At 62.0% G+C, this 18,627-nt stretch carries 15 protein-coding genes and 1 tRNA gene; 9 read left to right on the top strand and 7 right to left on the bottom strand.

Annotated elements, in window-relative coordinates:
• Nucleotides 1-4 precede the first annotated feature (4 nt).
• From thrC to argS, 4 genes are read right to left on the bottom strand one after another with little or no spacing between them, the layout of a single operon-like run.
• Nucleotides 5-1,111 (bottom strand): threonine synthase, encoded by a 1,107-nt coding sequence (gene thrC, locus MU551_RS09100; RefSeq protein ID WP_247042837.1) that lies wholly within the window; start codon nt 1,109-1,111, stop codon nt 5-7.
• Nucleotides 1,112-2,428: a homoserine dehydrogenase gene (locus tag MU551_RS09095; protein WP_247042835.1), complete on the bottom strand. Its 1,317-nt coding sequence runs from the start codon at nt 2,426-2,428 to the stop codon at nt 1,112-1,114.
• A complete protein-coding gene (lysA, locus tag MU551_RS09090; RefSeq protein ID WP_247042833.1) occupies nt 2,421-3,920 on the bottom strand; it encodes a diaminopimelate decarboxylase in 1,500 nt (499 codons plus the stop codon). Before lysA ends, MU551_RS09095 begins: the two co-directional genes overlap by 8 nt.
• A gap of 5 nt (nt 3,921-3,925) precedes the next feature.
• Nucleotides 3,926-5,575, bottom strand: coding sequence for an arginine--tRNA ligase (gene argS / locus MU551_RS09085; protein WP_247042831.1), 1,650 nt, complete (start codon nt 5,573-5,575; stop codon nt 3,926-3,928).
• 220 nt (nt 5,576-5,795) lie between these two features.
• Between argS and MU551_RS09080 the strand changes: the two genes are divergently transcribed.
• From MU551_RS09080 to MU551_RS09055, 6 genes are all read left to right on the top strand, one after another.
• Entirely contained in the window at nt 5,796-6,263 is a 468-nt protein-coding gene (locus MU551_RS09080; RefSeq protein WP_247042828.1) for an FMN-binding protein, read from the top strand.
• 43 nt (nt 6,264-6,306) lie between these two features.
• On the top strand, nt 6,307-7,179 hold the full coding sequence (locus MU551_RS09075; RefSeq protein ID WP_247042815.1) for an FAD:protein FMN transferase: 873 nt from the start codon (nt 6,307-6,309) through the stop codon (nt 7,177-7,179).
• Nucleotides 7,176-8,774, top strand: coding sequence for an FAD-dependent oxidoreductase (locus tag MU551_RS09070; RefSeq protein ID WP_247042813.1), 1,599 nt, complete (start codon nt 7,176-7,178; stop codon nt 8,772-8,774). The genes MU551_RS09075 and MU551_RS09070 overlap by 4 nt, the downstream gene beginning before the upstream one ends.
• A gap of 95 nt (nt 8,775-8,869) precedes the next feature.
• Nucleotides 8,870-8,942, top strand: a tRNA-Arg gene (locus MU551_RS09065).
• Between the two features lie 135 nt (nt 8,943-9,077).
• Entirely contained in the window at nt 9,078-10,121 is a 1,044-nt protein-coding gene (locus MU551_RS09060) for a M4 family metallopeptidase (RefSeq protein ID WP_247042811.1), read from the top strand.
• An 83-nt stretch (nt 10,122-10,204) separates the two neighbouring features.
• Complete coding sequence (locus tag MU551_RS09055; RefSeq protein WP_247042809.1) at nt 10,205-10,510, top strand: protealysin inhibitor emfourin; 306 nt, start codon at nt 10,205-10,207, stop codon at nt 10,508-10,510.
• Nucleotides 10,511-10,516: 6 nt separating this feature from the next.
• Here MU551_RS09055 and MU551_RS09050 read toward each other — a convergent pair whose 3' ends face one another.
• The gene (locus MU551_RS09050; protein ID WP_247042800.1) at nt 10,517-11,485 is read right to left on the bottom strand and encodes a GlxA family transcriptional regulator; all 969 of its coding nucleotides are present in this window, start codon (nt 11,483-11,485) and stop codon (nt 10,517-10,519) included.
• Nucleotides 11,486-11,577: 92 nt separating this feature from the next.
• Here MU551_RS09050 and MU551_RS09045 point away from each other — a divergent pair, with 92 nt between their 5' ends.
• The 3 genes from MU551_RS09045 (at nt 11,578) to hrpA (ending at nt 17,030) form a co-directional block, all read left to right on the top strand.
• On the top strand, nt 11,578-11,745 hold the full coding sequence (locus tag MU551_RS09045; RefSeq protein WP_247042798.1) for a hypothetical protein: 168 nt from the start codon (nt 11,578-11,580) through the stop codon (nt 11,743-11,745).
• Nucleotides 11,746-11,968: 223 nt separating this feature from the next.
• On the top strand, nt 11,969-12,967 hold the full coding sequence (locus tag MU551_RS09040) for a helix-turn-helix transcriptional regulator (protein WP_247042797.1): 999 nt from the start codon (nt 11,969-11,971) through the stop codon (nt 12,965-12,967).
• A 13-nt stretch (nt 12,968-12,980) separates the two neighbouring features.
• Nucleotides 12,981-17,030, top strand: coding sequence for an ATP-dependent RNA helicase HrpA (gene hrpA / locus MU551_RS09035; protein WP_247042795.1), 4,050 nt, complete (start codon nt 12,981-12,983; stop codon nt 17,028-17,030).
• On the opposite strand, the gene MU551_RS09030 is transcribed toward hrpA, so the two are convergent.
• Together MU551_RS09030 and MU551_RS09025 are read right to left on the bottom strand one after the other, a co-directional pair.
• The gene (locus MU551_RS09030; protein WP_247042793.1) at nt 17,027-17,455 is read right to left on the bottom strand and encodes an HIT family protein; all 429 of its coding nucleotides are present in this window, start codon (nt 17,453-17,455) and stop codon (nt 17,027-17,029) included. The genes hrpA and MU551_RS09030 overlap by 4 nt on opposite strands.
• Entirely contained in the window at nt 17,452-18,606 is a 1,155-nt protein-coding gene (locus MU551_RS09025) for an NAD(P)-dependent alcohol dehydrogenase (RefSeq protein ID WP_247042792.1), read from the bottom strand. Before MU551_RS09025 ends, MU551_RS09030 begins: the two co-directional genes overlap by 4 nt.
• Nucleotides 18,607-18,627: the final 21 nt, after the last annotated feature.

The raw sequence follows: 18,627 nt of genomic DNA, 5'->3' as shown, positions 1-18,627 counted from the left end.
AACGCTACTTTTCTTCCAGTCCCAGTTCAGAAGCAACAGTCACGACGTCGTTGGAAACCTTGACGGGCTGCACTTCGCTGCCGTCCTCGGTCCTGAGCGCCCACTGGGGATCCTTCAGGCCATGACCGGTAACGGTGATGACTATGGTCTTGCCGGTGGGAACCTGGCCCGCGGCGTGCTTCTTGATCAGACCTGCAACTCCGGCTGCTGAGCCCGGTTCCACAAAGACGCCTTCACGGGCCGACAGCCAGCGGTGCGCGTCCAGGATTTCCTCATCGGTAACAGCCTCAATCACGCCGCCGGACTCATCACGGGCAGCAACGGCAGTATCCCAGGAGGCCGGGTTGCCGATCCGGATGGCAGTGGCAATGGTGTCCGGTTCGGTAATCGGATGGCCGGCCACAAACGGTGCAGCACCAGCGGCCTGGAAACCCCACATCACGGGTGTTTTTGTCGAGACAGCCGGAAGCGTGCCTGCGGTCAAGGATTCGAACGGTGCCGAGTACTCCTTGTAACCCTTCCAGTACGCGCTGATGTTGCCGGCATTCCCCACAGGAAGTACATGGAAGTCCGGGGCATCCCCGAGGGCGTCAACGATTTCAAAAGCACCGGTCTTTTGGCCTTCGATCCTGGCAGGGTTGACCGAGTTCACCAGGAAAACCGGGTAAGAGTCACCCAGCTTGCGGGCGATGTCCAGGCAGTCATCGAAGTTCCCGTCCACCTGCAGCAGCGTCGCGCCATGGGCGATGGCCTGGCTCAACTTACCCATCGAGATCTTGCCTTCAGGCACCAGCACCGCGCACTTCAATCCTGCCGCCGTTGCGTACGCCGCCGCGGAAGCAGAGGTGTTGCCAGTGGAAGCACAAACCACTGCCTTGGCCCCTGCCGCAACAGCTGCCGTCATAGCCATGGTCATGCCGCGGTCCTTGAAGGAACCGGTCGGGTTCATGCCCTCCACCTTCAGATAGACGGTGGAACCAGTGAGCTCGGACAGCTGCCGTGCGTGGACCAGCGGAGTGCCGCCCTCACCAAGGGAGATCACCTTCGTGGCTTCCGTAACAGGCAAACGATCAGCGTATTCGCGGACTACTCCACGCCATTGGTGAGCCACTTAGACTCCTTCTACCCGCAGTACGGATGTAACGGAATTGATGACGTCAAGGCCCTTCACGGCCTCAACGGTTGCTGCCAGTGCAGCTTCGCTTGCGCGGTGCGTGACTATCCTCAGTTCAGCCGTTTCCACATTGGATTCGGCGTCGCGGTGGATGGTCTGTCGCATGATCTCGATGGAAACGCCATGGTCTGCGAAGAGACGGGCGATTTTTGCCAGGACGCCCGGCTGGTCTGCAACGTCCAGGCCGATGTAGTAGCTGGTTAGCGCGGCGTCGATGGGCAGCGCGGGCACGTGGCCGGTAGTGGTCTCCGTGCGTCCTGGCCCGCCTAGCACCAGGCGGCGGGCTGCCGAAATAAGGTCTCCCAGAATTGCCGACGCTGTGGGGGTTCCGCCTGCTCCCTGGCCGTAGAACATCAGCTCGCCGGCATTTTCGGCTTCGATGAACACTGCGTTGAAGGCACCACGGACGGCTGCCAGCGGGTGCTCACGCGGGAGGAGCGTGGGGTGAACCCTGACGGAGACACCTTCTCCGCCATCGGCGTCGGTCAGTTTCTCCGCAATGGCCAGAAGTTTGATGACGAATCCCGCGTCCTTCGCAGCGGCGATGTCCGCGGCGCTGACGTTGCTGATTCCTTCACAGTGCACGTTCTCGAGGGCAAACCGCGTGTGGAAGGCCAATGAGGCAAGGATTGCGGCCTTCGCGGCGGCGTCATGTCCTTCAACGTCTGCAGTGGGATCAGCTTCGGCATAGCCGAGCCTCTGGGCCTCTGCCAGGGCATCGGCGAACTGGGCACCCGTGGAGTCCATCTGGTCAAGGATGAAGTTGGTGGTGCCGTTGACAATGCCGAGCACGCGCGTGATCCGGTCTCCGGAGAGGCTGTCCCGGATAGGGCGGAGAATGGGGATTGCCCCAGCCACAGCTGCTTCGTAAGACAGCTGCACGCCGGCCTTGTCCGCCTCTTCATAAAGCGTGGGACCATCCTGGGCCAGAAGGGCCTTGTTTCCCGTCACCACACAGGCGCCGTTCTGGATGGCTGTGAGGATCAGAGACCTGGCAGGTTCGATGCCGCCCATGAGCTCGATGACCAGATCTGCATCTTTGACGAGAGTATCGGCATCCGTAGTGAAGAGCTCCTGCGGAAGCTCGACGTCGCGCTTTGCATTGACGTTGCGCACCGCGATGCCGGAGAGTTCCAGACGCGCGCCGGTACGGGCGGCAAGGGCGTCGGCGTCCTCAATGAGAATCCGCGCTACCTGGGCCCCAACGTTGCCACAGCCCAGCAGGGCTACCTTCAGGGTTCGCACTTCAGTCATTCGCCACTCCCATGTCACGGTTTAACAGGTCTTCTTCGGTTTCCCCGCGGACAATGAGCCGGGTGGATCCGTCGCGCACAGCGACAACGCCCGGCCGGGCCAGATAGTTGTAGTTGCTTGACAGGGCCCAGCAGTAGGCGCCGGTACCCGGTACAGCGAGAAGATCACCGGCTGCCACGTCCTCGGGCAGATATACATCTCTAACAACTATGTCGCCGCTCTCGCAATGTTTGCCCACCACTCGGGACAACTGCGGAGCCGCTGCGGAAGCCCGGGAGGCGAGGATTGCCGAATAATCAGCGTCGTAGAGCACAGGACGGGCGTTGTCGCTCATGCCGCCGTCCACTGACACATAGCGGCGGGGGTGCGTAACGTTTGCGGTTCCTGAATCGGCAGAATCACCGGAAACAGTGGGGCTGTCTACGCGGACTGTCTTCAATGTCCCCACCTCATAGAGGGTGAACGTGGACGGGCCGACGATCGCGCGGCCCGGCTCGATAGAGATTCGCGGAGCCTGGATGTTCAGTTCGGCACATTTTGACCGCACGACGGCGGCCATTGCCTGCGCGATCTCAGCGGGCGGGCGGGGACTGTCCACAGGAGTGTAGGCAATGCCATAGCCTCCGCCCAGATCCAGTTCCGGCAAGACAATCGAATACTTGGCCTGCATTGCAGCAAGGAAGTCCAGAAGCTTAGCCGCCGCCAGGGCGAACCCGTCGGCTTCGAAGATCTGCGAGCCGATGTGGCAGTGGACACCGAGAAGCTCAATGCTGGCGTAGCTGGTGGCAGCGGCCACGGCTTCCTCCGCAGCAGACAAACCTGCCTCGTCAGTGGAATCGCCCGCCATTGAAAGGCCGAACTTCTGATCCTCATGGGCGGTGGCGATGAACTCATGGGTGTGGGCGTGCACTCCAGGAGTCAGCCTAAGCATTACCTTGGCCACCCCGGAGCGGTCGGAGGCGATCTTGGCTACGCGCTCCAGCTCGGCGAGACTGTCCACCACAATGCGGCCAACCTTCATGTCCAGTGCGCGGTTGATTTCGGCATCGGACTTGTTGTTGCCATGGAGTCCAAGATGCGGGCCTTCAATCCCGGCTTTGGCAGCGACCGCAAGTTCTCCGCCTGAACACGTGTCCAGCCGCAGGCCCTCGTCAGCAACCCAGCTGGCCACTGCGCTGCAGAGGAAAGACTTGCCGGCATAGTAGACGTCCACTCCCCCGCAGATATCAGCGAAGGCGTCGTCGAAGGCGTCCTTGAATGCACGGGCGCGTGAGCGGAAATCAGTTTCACTCATCACAAAAAGGGGCGTACCGAACTCTTCCCGCAGGCGGCTGACGGGGATGCCGTTAATTGCCAACTCGCCGTCGTCGTTCCGTTCCACATCCCCGGCCCACATCGGCGAGTGCAACACGTTCAGGTCAGCAGGCAACTGCAGCCACTCAGGCGCCAGTGGCGAGGCCTGATGCGTATTCACTGTTTTGGTGGTGTTCATCTGTCTCACATCCGTTCCGGCGCCGAAACGCCCAGCAGATCAAGTCCGTTGGCCAGCACCTGGCTTGTGGCGTCGTTGAGCCACAGCCTGGTGCGGTTGAGGTCGGTGATGGGTTCATCCCCCAGTGGCGCCACCCTGCAGGCGTCATACCAGCGGTGGTACGCGCCGGCGATCACTTCGAGGTGGCGCGCAATCCGGTGCGGCTCACGAAGTTCCGCAGCCTTGGCAACAATCGAGGGATAGCTGCCGAGATAGGACAGGAGCTCGTTCTCAGTGGCATGCTCCAGCAGCGAAGCGTCAAAGGCGCTGCGGTCAACCCCGGCCGCGACGGCGTTACGGGCGGTACCGCGTGAACGGGCGTGAGCGTACTGGACGTAGAAGACGGGGTTCTCGTTGCTGTGCTTCTTCAGCAGCTCAGGATCGAGCGTCAGCGGGGAATCTGCCGGGAACCGGGCCAGGGAGTACCTGACGGCGTCTTTGCCCAGCCAATCGATGAGGTCCTTGAGCTCGATGATGTTGCCTGCACGCTTGGAGAGCTTCGCTCCATTGACGGAGACAAGCTGGCCGATCAGGACCTCGATGTTGACCTCAGGATCATCACCGGCACACGCCGCAATGGCCTTGAGGCGGTTGATGTAGCCATGGTGATCGGCGCCGAGGAGATAAATTTTCTGGTCGTAGCCACGGTCCTTCTTGGACAAGTAGTACGCGGCGTCCGCGGCAAAATAGGTGGGCTCTCCGTTGGCGCGGATCATGACCCGGTCCTTGTCGTCGCCGAAGTCGGTGGTGCGCAGCCAGACTGCCCCGCCGTCGTCGAACACATGGCCCTGTTCGCGAAGGCGGGCAACGGCACTTTCAATCGCACCGCCGTCGTGCAGGTCCTTTTCCGAGAAATAGGTATCGAACACCACACCGAAATCCGCCAACGTGTGCTTAATGTCCTCAAGCTGCGCCTCATAGGCAGCGGCCCGGATGACGGGCAGCGCGGCAACATCAGTAAGTTCACGGATTCCCGGATGGCGGGTCAACACATGGCGGCCGAGGTCGGCAATGTACTGTCCGGGGTAGCCGCCTTCCGGTACGTCCCTGCCATGCAGACGGGCCAGCACCGACTCTGCGAAGACGTTCATCTGGGAACCGGCGTCATTGATGTAGTACTCGGCCGTGACTTTTGCGCCGGAGGCACGGAGGACCCTGGCGATCGCGTCACCAAGGGCAGCCCACCGCGTGTGCCCAATATGCAAGGGACCAGTGGGATTGGCGGAGACAAACTCCATGTTCACCACGTGGCCCGCGAGCGCGGAATTGGTTCCGTAGCCGGGACCGGCCTCCACAATAGCCTTCGCCAGTGCGCCTGCAGTCGCAGCGTCCACCGTGATATTCAGGAACCCCGGTCCGGCAATGTCCACCGAAGAGACACCGTCAATGGTCTTAAGCCTGGTGCTCAGCACAGCGGCAAACTCACGGGGATTCATGCCTGCCTGCTTGGACAGTTGCAAGGCGATATTGGTGGCCCAATCGCCGTGGTCACGGTTCTTTGGACGCTCCACACGGACCTCGTCAGGCACAGCCGAAGCCTCGAGGGCGACATCGCCGGCCGCGACGGCGTCTTTCAGGCAGGCGGATATGGCGAGGGAGAGTTCTTCGGGAGTCACGCATCTAGCCTACCGGTGCCCTGCAATCCAGCGGAATTTGCGTTGCGGCAGCAGTCGTCGTGAGCCGCAGTGCCGGATGCTGTTGGGGCTGCTCTTCGGGTTTCTTTTTGAAAGGATTAGCGTTCACAGGAAATTCACAGCGTAAGAAAATGGTGAACCATTACGCTGATTCTGACGTTGTCACATCCGTAACAGTCCCCGAACGAGAATCGAGCCCTGTATGAAAACCGCCCGCAAAAGTCTGTTCGTTGGTGTCGCCGGCCTCTCCCTGGTAGGAACCGTGGCCGGATGTGCGCCGTCAGCCACCTCCCCGACAACCAGCACCCCCGCAGCCACAAGCGCCACCACCTCCGCAGCCCCCTCGAGCTCGCTGGCAACCTCCGGGACAGCCGCCGGTTACAAAGACGGTACCTACAGCGCCGACGGTAACTATGTGTCCCCCAACGGCACCGAGACGGTGGGCGTCGAGCTGACGTTGGCGGGCGGGACGGTATCCGATGTAAAAATCACCGAGCATCCGACCAACCCCAACACCAAGAAATTCCAGGGTGAGTTCGCCGGCGGAATCCAGGCGCAGGTCGTGGGAAAGAAGCTCGATGAACTCAGCGTCTCCAAGGTGGCCGGTTCATCCCTGACCAGCGGCGGGTTCAACGAGGCCGTGGAAAAGATCAAGTCCCAGGCCAAGTAGGCATTATCACCTGCAGTACTTCCGCATTTATTAAGGAGAGCACGTGCCCCATCCGGGTTGGGCGGCATTCACTTTTGACGGGATAGGCACCCGCTGGGAGATCTGCACCCCCGTTCAGCTGACGGACGTGCAGCAAAACAGGTTGCTGGCCGTCGTGGAGGACTACGACTCCGCCTGGTCCCGTTTCCGCCCGGACTCCCTGGTGGCTTCTGCCGCCAGGGAGTCCGGCAGGTTCGAGATGCCTGAGAACGCTGCTGAGCTGGGCCGGCTCTACCAGGACCTCTACCGGATCAGCGGTGGCGCGATGACACCACTGATCGGGGGGAGCCTGGAGCACCTTGGTTACGACGCCGGATACTCCTTGCGTCCAAAGGGGTCACCAGTAGCGCCGCCACGCTGGGAGGACGTTCTGCAATGGGACGGTTCCATCCTGTCCACGTCGGCTCCTGTCGTGCTGGACGTTGGCGCGGCCGGCAAGGGACAACTCGTAGACCTGCTGTCCACGGAGCTCTTGGCTCAGGGGTTCACCGAATACTTCCTCGATGCCAGCGGTGATCTGTTCAACTCTGGTCCCAACCCTGTGTCCATAGGACTCGAACACCCCTACGATCCGGAACGTGCCATCGGGACGATCAATCTGGGCGCGGGCGCACTGTGCGCGTCGGCCTCCAACAGACGGACCTGGGGCGACGGGCTGCACCACGTCCTGGACGGCCTGACGGGAGTTCCGGTGCAGACCACAGTGGCCACCTGGACGGTGGCTTCCAGCGCCATGGTGGCTGATGCGCTGGCCACCGCGTTGTTCCTGGTTCCCGGGGACCGTCTCGAGGAGAACTTCGATTTCTCCTGGCTTACGGTCTTCTCCGACGGAAGCGCAGAATACTCAGCAGACTTCGAAGGAGTACTTTTCTCATGAGTTCCATCAGTTTGCTGAACCCAATCGGTATGCGCCTGGACACTGCCCTCAACCGCCTCACGATGTACCGCCTTGTGCTGTGGGTTCTGGGGATTCTTGTGGCCTACAGCCTTTTGTTGAATGTCCTGGGATGGCTGACCTTCGGCATACCTGAAATGTTGGCGCACTTGGCGCTGTGCCTCGGGCTGACCTATGGATCCAACCGCGGCCTGGCCGCCCTCTTCCGGGTACAGCCGCACTCCGAATCGTCCCTGATCACCGGGCTCCTGCTGTACTTCCTGTTCTGGCCCTCGTTCAAAACGCTCGACATGGCGGGCGTGGCACTTGCCTGTGTCCTGGCGTCCGCCTCCAAATATGCACTTGCCTGGCGAGGCCGCCATATCTTCAACCCTGCCGCGGCAGGCGCCTTCATCACAGGACTGACCGGCCTCAATATCGCCACCTGGTGGGCGGCCACCCCGTCGATGCTCCTGCTCCTGGTTCCGGGCATCCTGCTGGTGCTATACCGGACCAGGAAGATGCTTATGGGCGTTGTGTTTGTTGTCGTCTCCACCTCCATCGTGGCAGTTGAACTATTGCGTGCAGCGATGTCCGCCGGAGCGGCCTTGTGGCAGCCTCTTGCCCAGCGGCCCATATTGTTTTTTGTCGGTTTTATGCTCACCGAACCACTCACGTTGCCGCCGCGGCGGTGGCAGCAGTTGGGGCTTGCCGCCGTCGTGGGCGTCGTCTTTGCCTTGCCCTACAACCTGGGGTTTGTGGCGAATTCCCCGGAGCTGGCACTGCTGTTGGGCAACCTGGTCGCCTTCTTCGCGGGTCAGCGCGGCGGCATCCGGCTCCACTTCCAGGGCTCGCGCCCTCTCACGCCCACGACGACGGAATTCACCTTCCGTCCGGAACGCTCCGTGAAGTTCACCCCCGGTCAATACATGGAACTGAATCTCCCGCACACCGGCTCCGACGGGAAGGGCCGGCGTCGCGTCTTCAGCGTCACAAGCTCCCCTGACGATCAGGATGTTTCCTTCGGCGTCGGTACCGCTGAACCCCTCTCCGCTGCCAAGCGCGCGCTCCAGTCGTTGGAGCCCGGGGACACTGTGACCGCCACGGCTGTGGGTGGGGACTTTGTCATGCCCCGTGAGCCCTCCGTTCCCGTACTGCTGATCGCCGCAGGGATCGGTATCACTCCGTTCCTGGCACACCTTAATGCCGGTGCCGCCCGCGAACGTGATGTGGTGCTGCTGTACCTCGCCAAGAACGGCGCCGAACTCGCCTACGCGGATGAGCTTGAAAAGTCAGGGGCGCGCGTCATCGTGCGGCTCTCAGACGGATCCGCTCCGCCACGGTCGTTCCACAATGCCCTGGCTGGGCAGGTGCCGGACGGTGGCTCACGGTTGGAGGGTTCCGTGCAGGCAGTAGCAGGCGCCGGCCCCGGCCGTTCCGCGCGGCTTGACGGCCCCGCCCTGGAAGAGCTTGTGCCGGACATTTCAGAGCGTGAGGTTTACATCTCCGGCTCGCCGGCCAGCGTCCGATCCCTGCGTTCCGCGGCACGGCGGGCAGGGGCTAAAAGGGTACATACCGATTCCTTTGCCGGCTATTGAGGGACGCCGGCTGTTGGAGCGGCCGGTTTTCCCTTCAGGGCTACGTTCCTGCTAAGCTCTAGGACGTCCCGCCGGTAAGGCTGGATCCCTGAAATGCCCTCGTAGCTCAGGGGATAGAGCGTCTGCCTCCGGAGCAGAAGGTCGTAGGTTCGAATCCTATCGAGGGCACACCCGAAAGCCCGTCAGTTCAACGAATTGGCGGGCTTTTGCTGTGCCACCGCAAAAAAGTCGCTGCCCCCTCGTAGGCTGATTTCAAAGAGACAGCGGGTCAAGAGGCGCGGGTCTAGAGGCAAGGGGTATTCCATGTACTGTTCGATCATTCCGCCGTACATCCTCAAGCGGGTGGCGGCCCAGGACGCGCCACAATTTTCGGCGGCGGCCAGGGCGGCCAAGGAAGCGCTGCTTCACGTCAAAAGCGTCCAGGCTGCGCGGGCACAGCCCTCCCCCGCCGTTCCTCCCAGTGTTCGGCAAGTGAAACCCGGCCCACCGCAAAGGACCGTTTGCGATGCCCAGGAAGCGGAAATACTGCCCGGCAAAGTAGTGCGGAAGGAAGGCGAACCGGCCACCGGTGATCCGGCCGCGGACGAGGCCTACGACGGACTCGGCCATACCCACCGGCTCTACGCGGACGTGTTCGGGCGCAATTCCATAGACGCGCAGGGCCTCCCGCTTGACGCGACGGTGCACTTCGGAAAGCTGTACGACAACGCCTTCTGGGACGGATCTCAAATGGTTTTCGGCGACGGGGACGGGGAGATCTTTCAGCGGTTCACTCTTTCCCTCAGTGTTATCGGCCACGAGTTGACCCACGGAGTCACACAGCATTCAGCCGGCCTTGCCTACCGCAACCAGGCCGGGGCAATCAATGAATCCCTCTCTGACGTTTTTGGCGCCCTTGTGGAGCAGTTTGTCCGGCAGCAAACCGTCACGGAAGCCAGCTGGCTCATCGGAGAAGGCCTTTTTACGCCCCAGGTTGAAGGTTCTGCCCTGCGCTCAATGAAAGCTCCTGGAACGGCATACGACGATGACGTGCTGGGCAAAGATCCGCAGCCGGACTCGATGGATTCCTATGTGCGGACCAGCGCCGACAACGGCGGAGTACATATCAACTCCGGCATACCCAACCGGGCTTTCTACCTTGTGGCTTCAAGATTGGGCGGTTATGCATGGGACTCGCCTGGCCGCATCTGGTACGACACCCTCACGAGCGGCTCGCTTAAGGCCGACACCACTTTCAGGGCCTTCGCCAAGGTAACTCTGGCCTCGGCAGAGGAACTGTTCGGAGCAGCTTCTCCGGAGCATGACGCCGTGAAGTTGGCATGGGAAACTGTCAAAGTAAAGCTATAAGATACGCCGCCTGCATGAGTGAATTCCTCTGAAGGAAGCCCACAAAAGCGGTCCGGCAGTACCGGGAGCACAGGAACCAGGCCATGAAAATCACTGTCCAGCGCAGCGGCGGCATTGCTGCGCTGACCCGTGAGTGGAGCGTGAAAGCTGTGACCCCTGCGGACAAAAGCCGCTGGGAGCCCCTTATTGAGGCGTGTCCTTGGGATGCAGTACCTGGACGCGACGCCAACGGCGGCGGCAACCAGCCTGACCGCTTCATGTACTCCATACGCGCCGGTCAGCATCGCGCGACGCTTCCGGAGCGGGCTGTCACCGGGCCATGGCGCATTCTCGTAGACAATACCCGGGCTGCCGCTGAGGCTTCCCGCAACAAGGACGGGCGGCGCTGAAGCGGACTATACGGCGGAGGCCAGCTGTCCCCTGAAGGTCCGCCTGTACAGCTGGGGGCTCGTGTCGAGAACCTTGGCGAAATGGTGACGGAGCAGCACGGAATGGCCGAACCCTGCTTCACGGGCAATCTCGTCGATGTTCAAGTCAGTGGATTCGAGCAATTCCTGTGCTCTCAGCACGCGCTGCGAGTTCAGCCATGCCGCTGGAGTGGTTCCCGTTTCAGAGCGGAAGCGGCGGGCGAACGTCCGGGGCGACATGTGCAGGCGGTTCGCCAACTCATTGACAGTATGTTCCTCGTCCAGATGCATCACCATCCACCGCAGCAGCTCCTCCATTGGGGCCGATCCGCAGGTGGGCATAGGACGCTCAATGAACTGGGCCTGGCCGCCGTCACGATGTGGGGGAACCACCATGTCCCGGGCGATCGAGGCAGCCACGCCTGCTCCAAGCTCTACCCGGACCAGGTGCAGGCTCGCATCGATTCCGGCGGCAGTACCGGCACTTGTCACGAGGTTCCCGTCCTGGACGTACAGCACATTTTCATCGACGATCACCTGCGGGAACTTTGCGGCAAGCTCATTGGAATAGTGCCAGTGGGTGGTACAGCGGCGCCCGTCCAGCAGCCCCGCCCTGGCCAGCGCGAAGGCCCCTGAACAGATGGACATCACCCAAGCTCCACGGGCATGGGCCGCGCGCAAGGCATCCAGGACGTCTTCGTGCACGTCTTCATCCCGGCCATAGGGAGTCATAATCACCAGATCGGCGTCGGCTGTGGCCTCCAGCCCCAGCGTGACGTTCATTGACAGGCCGCCCTTGAGCGGTATGTCTCCGGGCTCGGGGGCGCAGACACGGAAATCAAAGGCCGGCACTCCCCCTTCACGCGCCGATCTGTCAATGCCGAAGACCTCGTAGGCCGTACCGAACTCGAAGAGCGAGAAGTGCGGGACAACGATTACCGCCACTGATTTAAGCATGAATTCAGTATGGCAGAAGGTTGGCAGGAATTATAGCTTTTTGGGCATTTCTGCCACTGTTCCGGGATGCATGGCAGGAGAAGGATTGAGTCATGGAAATCATCGCTGTTGTACTCATCGTCCTTCTCCTCGTCGTACTCCCCGCCACCCTGACAAGCATCCTGGGTGACGGTCGGGGCCATACTCCCCGCGAGCAGTCCCACCCTGACTGGAAAGCAATGGACCTGCCCAGCACCAACTACACACTCCGCAATTTCTGATCGAAAGGGCTGCCGCTGTCCTGTGCCAGAGGCCCCCGGCCAAAAGAATCCAGCCAAGTGATTCCGGCCAGGAAACCATGGCCAGGCACGGCGACAGCCCTCAATCTGCAGTTTCCTACTGATCACGCGTCATTCTGATCACGCGTCCGTACACCCGAGCCTACGGCCGCTTGAGGACGGATTCAGTCCTCATCTCTTTTACAGATGCAGTACATTTGGGCTCATGATCCAGACCTCCGCCCGCCTCCTGCAGTTGCTGTCGCTGCTTCAGATCCGCAGGGAATGGACCGGGCCCGCCTTGGCCGAGCGGATGCAGGTGACGGAGAGGACCATCCGGCGCGATATCGGAAAACTCCGGACCCTCGGTTATCCGATCCACGCATCCCCGGGAATCGCAGGCGGATATCAACTCGGTGCCGGAGCCGAGCTGCCTCCCCTTCTGCTTGACGACGACGAGGCCCTGGCTGTCGCTTTGGGGCTCGGTGCCGTCGCAGCCGGCCCGGTGGCCGGGATAGGCGAGTCATCGGTCCGTGCATTGGCCAAGCTCGAGCAGGTTCTTCCCTCGCGGTTGCGACGCCGGTTCGCTGCCCTGAAAAACACCGTCACCACCCTTCCCAGCGATGCGGCCCCTGTCGATCCGCTGCAACTGACTGCGATTTCTGCAGCGATCACGGACCACCGGGAATTGAGTTTTGACTACACAAAGGCCGACGGCGGCACAGGCCGCCGTCTTGTGGAGCCCTATCGGCTGGTGGATACAGGGCGGCGCTGGTACTTCGTGGCATGGGATACGGACAGGGAGGACTGGCGCACATTCCGCGCCGACCGTATATCGTCCATGCCCACCGAGCGCAAGCGGTTTGTTCCACGGCAACTGCCCGCCAAGGACATCGCCGCCTATGTCCAGGAATCCATCACCCGATCCCCGTATAAATACGACGTCGTGGTCCGGCTCCACGCCCCGCTCCACGAGGTAGCCGCCATCGTAGGACCGCAAACGGCAAGCCTGCGCGCAGAAGGGGAAAGGACCATTCTCCGCGCAGGCTGGGACAGGCTGGACACTCCTGCTGCCCATCTCGCCACCTTAGGCATGGACTTCGAAATCCTGGCCCCACCGGAGTTCCGGGACCATGCACGCACAGTAGCGCAGCGGCTGATCCAGGCAGCAGGCGGCGGACCGCCGGCGGCAGGGGAAGACGAACGGCTCCCGGCTCAGCAGTAGACTGTTTCCAGCCATGACTTTTCATATCTCCTACCCCGCCGAGCTGCCGGTATCCGAGCGCCGCGAGGACCTGATGGCGGCCATCGCCGCAAATCAGGTAACCATCATCGCCGGCGAGACGGGCTCCGGAAAAACCACCCAGATTCCGAAGATGTGCCTGGAGTTGGGACTCGGCGAGGATGGGCTGATCGGCCATACCCAGCCGCGGCGATTGGCTGCCCGAACCGTTGCTGAGCGCATCGCCGAGGAGCTCGGCGTCGACATCGGCCAGGAGGTAGGCTTCCAGGTCCGCTTCACGGGTGAGGTGAGCAGGTCCACGAAGGTCAAGCTTATGACCGATGGCATCCTGCTGGCTGAAATCCAGCGTGACAAGCTGTTGCGCAAGTACAACGCCATCATCATCGACGAGGCCCACGAGCGCAGTCTCAACATCGACTTCATCCTGGGCTACCTCAAGAGGATCCTCCCGCAGCGGCCGGATCTGAAGATCATCATCACTTCTGCCACGATTGATCCTGAGCGCTTCGCGAAGCACTTTGGCACAGATGAGGCGCCCTCCCCCATCATCGAGGTATCCGGACGGACCTTTCCGGTCGAAATCCGCTACCGGCCGTTGTCCCAACCTCCGGGGCGGGAAGCGGAAGAAAACGCCTCGGATGACGCACTCGAGGAAGACCGTGATCCGTTGGACGCCGTCTGCGATGCCGTTGATGAACTGGCTACAGAAGCGCCCGGCGACATTCTGATCTTCTTCTCCGGCGAACGCGAGATCCGTGATGCGGCCGAGGCCCTCAACGCCAGGATCCAAACGAACAGGCGGCTGCCTGGAACTGAGGTTCTCCCGCTGTTCGCACGGCTGAGCCTGCAGGAGCAGCACAAGGTCTTCCATCCCGGCAGTAAGCGGCGAATAGTCCTCGCCACCAACGTGGCAGAAACTTCCCTGACGGTGCCCGGTATCAAATACGTCATAGACACCGGAACGGCCCGTATTTCCCGATACTCGCACCGGACCAAAGTCCAGCGCCTGCCAATCGAGCGCGTCTCCCAGGCGTCCGCGAACCAGCGTTCCGGCCGCTGCGGCCGTGTCTCCGACGGCATCGCCATACGGCTGTACTCCGAGGAAGACTTCGAATCCAGGCCGCTGTTCACTGACCCGGAAATCCTGCGCACCAACCTCGCCGCGGTTATCCTCCAGATGACCGCCATGGGGGTGGCCCGCGGACCCAAGGATGTCGAGAGCTTCCCGTTCGTGGAACCGCCTGACTCGCGTGCCATCAACGACGGCGTCACCCTCCTCCGCGAGCTCGGCGCCCTCAACCCTGTCGTGAACACCGGCCCTGCCGTCAACAACGGAAAAGGCCGTGATGGGGACGGCGATGCCGGCCGTGGCGGCCGTGCTCGGACGGGTGGCGGGCTGACCGCCGTCGGGCAGAAACTGGCGCAACTTCCAGTGGATCCGCGGCTGGGACGCATGATCGTCGAGGCAGGCAAGCGGGGTTGCGTCCGTGAGGTCATGATCCTCGCTGCGGCCCTCACCATCCAGGATCCCCGCGAGCGCCCCACCGACAAGCAGCAGCTGGCGGCGGAGAAGCATGCCCGCTTCCGGGACGAAAACTCCGATTTCACGGGCTTCCTGAACTTGTGGAACTACCTTCAGGAAAAGCAGCAGGAACTTTCTTCCACCCAGTTCCGCCGGCTCTGCCGGACGGAGTTCATCAACTATCTCCGCGTCCGGGAATGGCAGGATCTGTTTGCCCAGCTCCGCCAGCTCGCAAGGCCGTTGGGAATCAGCCTCGACAACAAGCGGCTGGCCGATCCCGTCGGCAACCATGAGGGCATCCACATCAGCCTGCTGTCCGGGTTGCTCAGCCACATCGGTATCCTGGACGAACGCAAGCGCGAATACGCGGGCGCCCGCGGCAGCCGCTTCGCTATCTTCCCCGGATCGGCCCTGTTCAAGAAGTCACCTACCTTCGTGATGGCCGCCGAACTGGTTGAGACAAGCCGCCTTTGGGCAAGGGTCGCTGCCAAATTCGATCCGCTGTGGGCCGAACAGGTGGCCCCGGATCTGGTTAAGCGAAGCTACAGCGAGCCGCACTGGTCCAAGAAGATGGGCGCAGTGATGGCCCATGAAAAGGTGACCCTGTACGGCGTTCCCATCATTCCCAGCCGGCGGATCAACTACGGCAGGGTGGATCCCGAGCTGTCGAGGGAGCTGTTTATCCGCCATGCCCTGGTCGAGGGAGACTGGCAGACCCACCACAAGTTCTTCCACCGCAACAGGGCGCTGCTCCAGGAAGTCGAGGAACTGGAGGCGCGGATGCGTCGCCGGGACATCCTGGTCGACGACGAGACACTGTTTGAGTTCTACGACGCCCGGATCGGCAAGGAGGTGGTGTCTGAGCGCCACTTCGATAAATGGTGGAAGGACGCCAGGCAGCAGGACCCCCATCTGTTGGACTTCGACCAATCGCTGCTCATCAGCGAGGACGCCGATGCGCTGGATGAATCCGCATACCCGAAGACATTGCAGCACAAAGGCTTTGAGCTTCCGCTCAGTTACGAATTCCACCCCGTGGCACCGGGTTCCCCACCCAATCCCTCAGACGGCGTTACGGCCGAAGTTCCGGTCCTTTTCCTCAACCAGCTCGACGACGGCCCCTTCCGCTGGCTCATTCCCGGCCAGCGTGTTGAACTCGTGACGGCGCTGATCAAGTCCCTGCCAAAAAACATCCGTAAGAATTTCGTTCCTGCACCAGATGTCGCCCGGCAGGCCGTCGCCGCACTGGAGCGCGACTTCGACCCCGCCACGGATGAGCTTGAGCCCTCGCTGGAGCTGGCTCTGCGGCGGGTCAGGGGCCAGGTCATTCCGCCGGGTTCGTGGAATTGGGACGTCGTTCCATCCCATCTTCGGGTGAGCTTCCGGGTGGTGGATTCGCAGGGCAAGGTGCTTGACGAGGGAAAGGACCTCAAGGTCCTGCAGGAGCGTCTCGCCCCCGCAACACGGCGGGCCATTGCCGAATCCCTGGGCGCGACGCCCCGTACTACGGCTCCCCGCTCCACTAATGCGGCGTCGAGTGGCCCCGCGCCCGGTGGATCTCCCAACGGCAAGAATGCGTCCAGCCAAGGCCTCACAGGTCAGGGTGTCTCAGGCCACGATGCCGGCCGCAGGGATGGAAGCGCGCAGGGCATTGCCGAGCAGTCTGGCCTCACTGACTGGACTATCGGGACCCTGCCGCGGGAGGTGAAGGGCACCGTCAACGGTCACACTGTTACCGGCTACCCTGCACTGGTTGACGAGGGAACATCCGTCGCGCTGAAGGTGTTCCAGACTGAATCCGAGCAAAGGGAAGCCATGCGCGGCGGCGTTATTCGTCTCCTCGCCTTGAAAGTCCCCTCCCCCGACCGCTACGTCCTGGAGCACTTGAGCAACACGGAAAAACTGACGTTCAGCCAAAATCCGCACGGTTCGGTGTCAGCACTCATCGCGGACTGCGCGCTCGCTGCCATTGACAAGCTGACGTCGGCGGAGTTGCCGTGGGACGAAGCAACCTTCAAGGCCCTTTACGAGCAGGTGCGGGCCGAGCTGATCGACACTGTCTTCAGCGTCACCGCCATTGTGGAGCGTATCCTGTCCAGCACCGCTCGTATCAGGAAGCAGCTGAAAGGCACCACCAGCCTGGCGTTAATCAGTTCGCTCAACGATGTCAGGAGCCAGCTTGAGCAACTGGTTTACCCGGGTTTTGTGGCAAAAACGGGCTACGCCCAGCTCAGCCAGCTGCCGCGGTACCTGGCCGCCATTGAGAAGCGCCTGGAGAAGCTTCCGGGTAACGTCCAGCGCGATGCGTTGAATATGGGCGCGATCCAAGGACTCGAAGATGACTACGACGACGCCGTCTCGGCTTTGCTGCCGGGCCGACGCGCCGGGGAGGAACTCACCCATGTGCGCTGGATGATCGAAGAGCTGCGCGTCAGCCTCTTCGCCGTCGAACTGGGAACGGCCTATTCAGTCTCTGAGAAAAGGATCCGCGCCGTGCTGAACAAGGCACTGGCTCCGGCCTAGGATTCGGGAACATTCCCGGAGTGGCCGGCGGCCCGCAGACCCTCACGAAGTTTTTCGGCGTTCGCGTCCAATTGGGCAGGATCAGGGTTCTGGTCCACCGACCCGAAATCATAGTCCGCCATCGAGTTCGAAGGCCACACGTGCACATGCATGTGGTGGACTTCGTAGCCTGCGATCAGCAGCCCCGCCCGGGCCGATCCGAAGACATCCACTTGGGCGGCGCCGATTTTCCGTGCCACCTCCATGGTGCGGGAAAGAACTTCCGGCCGCGCATCGGTCCAACGGTCCACCTCCTCCACGGGGACCACCAGGGTGTGGCCGTCGGCGAGCGGGCCCATAGTCAGGAAGGCAACCACGTCCTCGTCACGCCAGACAAACCGCCCGGGAATCTCGCCGTTGATAATTTTGGTGAAGATGCTGCTCATGCTTCTGCCTTTGCTGCGGGAGCCGGAAGGGTCTTGTTATCCAGGACGAAGCGGTACTTGACGTCGCCGGCCACCATCCGGTCATATGCTTCGTTGAGTTGTTCGGCTGAAACGATTTCGACATCGGACACAACGCCGTGCTCTGAACAAAAGTCCAGCATTTCCTGGGTCTCGGCAATGCCGCCGATGTAGGAACCGGAGTAGGCGATGCGGCGGCGGATCAGGTGCCAGGGATTGACCGGCGGCATGGGATCAGAGGGAAGGCCCAGCTGGAACAGTGCGCCTTCAAGACGCAGGGTCCGGAAGTACGGTCCCAGGTCGTGAGGTGCGGCAACCGTATCGATGATGACGTCAATGCTGCCGGCGGCCTCTTTCATCGCCACGGCGTCCCGGGACAGAATGACCTCGTCTGCCCCCAACTCCTTGGCCGGCGCAACCTTGGCGTCGGAAGTGGTGAAGACCTTTACTTGGGCACCCATGGCTTTGGCGAGCTTGACGGCCATGTGCCCGAGTCCGCCGAGGCCCACTACGCCCACGACGTCGCCCTCCTCGACATCGAAATGCCGGAGCGGTGAGTAGGTGGTTATGCCAGCGCAGAGAAGAGGCGCGACGGCGGCAGGGTCAAGATTCTCCGGCACTCTCAGCACATAGCGTCGGTCTACCACCACCGAGGATGAGTATCCGCCCTGGGTGATTCCGTCTGGGTTCCGTGGATCGATGGCGCCGTAGGTACCAACCGGACCCTTCTCACAGTATTGCTCGAATCCGTCGAGGCAGCTCTCACACTCGCGGCAGGAATCCACTATGCACCCGACGCCCACCAGGTCCCCGACGGAGAAGTCGTCGACGGCGGGCCCCACCCCGCTGACACGTCCCACGATCTCGTGGCCTGGAACCAGCGGATATTTCGGTGCACTCCACTCTCCCCTTGTGGCATGCACATCCGAATGGCACAGCCCGCAGAACTCGATGGCAATTTCAACGTCGTCTTCCTTGGGTGCGCGCCGGGAGAGCGTCAGCGGGACAAGTCCTCCGTCGCTAGAGCGGGCACCATAGCCGGCGGCTAGCCTGGACCCTGCCGGGGAAGCGGAAAGATCAATGGATGGCAACGGCTTGGCAAGAGGCGGCGGGGAGGGGCGTCCTGGGGTCATAGTGTGACGCTACTCCCGCCA

Source organism: Arthrobacter rhizosphaerae (genome assembly GCF_023062595.1).
GTDB classification, from domain to species: Bacteria; Actinomycetota; Actinomycetes; order Actinomycetales; family Micrococcaceae; genus Arthrobacter; species Arthrobacter rhizosphaerae.
The sequence above is the reverse complement of the archived record's forward strand: the minus strand, read 5'-3'. Positions and strand labels throughout refer to the sequence as shown.

Excerpts from the sequence above, each read along its gene's own strand:
- MU551_RS09025 (WP_247042792.1), bottom strand. The coding sequence starts at position 18,606 with ATGACCCCAGGACGCCCCTCCCCGCCGCCTCTTGCCAAGCCGTTGCCA.
- MU551_RS09055 (WP_247042809.1), top strand. The coding sequence starts at position 10,205 with ATGAAAATCACTGTCCAGCGCAGCGGCGGCATTGCTGCGCTGACCCGT.
- MU551_RS09040 (WP_247042797.1), top strand. The coding sequence starts at position 11,969 with ATGATCCAGACCTCCGCCCGCCTCCTGCAGTTGCTGTCGCTGCTTCAG.
- MU551_RS09045 (WP_247042798.1), top strand. The coding sequence starts at position 11,578 with ATGGAAATCATCGCTGTTGTACTCATCGTCCTTCTCCTCGTCGTACTC.
- MU551_RS09050 (WP_247042800.1), bottom strand. The coding sequence starts at position 11,485 with ATGCTTAAATCAGTGGCGGTAATCGTTGTCCCGCACTTCTCGCTCTTC.
- MU551_RS09080 (WP_247042828.1), top strand. The coding sequence starts at position 5,796 with ATGAAAACCGCCCGCAAAAGTCTGTTCGTTGGTGTCGCCGGCCTCTCC.
- lysA (WP_247042833.1), bottom strand. The coding sequence starts at position 3,920 with ATGAACACCACCAAAACAGTGAATACGCATCAGGCCTCGCCACTGGCG.
- MU551_RS09060 (WP_247042811.1), top strand. The coding sequence starts at position 9,078 with ATGTACTGTTCGATCATTCCGCCGTACATCCTCAAGCGGGTGGCGGCC.
- hrpA (WP_247042795.1), top strand. The coding sequence starts at position 12,981 with ATGACTTTTCATATCTCCTACCCCGCCGAGCTGCCGGTATCCGAGCGC.
- MU551_RS09095 (WP_247042835.1), bottom strand. The coding sequence starts at position 2,428 with ATGACTGAAGTGCGAACCCTGAAGGTAGCCCTGCTGGGCTGTGGCAAC.
- MU551_RS09070 (WP_247042813.1), top strand. The coding sequence starts at position 7,176 with ATGAGTTCCATCAGTTTGCTGAACCCAATCGGTATGCGCCTGGACACT.
- MU551_RS09030 (WP_247042793.1), bottom strand. The coding sequence starts at position 17,455 with ATGAGCAGCATCTTCACCAAAATTATCAACGGCGAGATTCCCGGGCGG.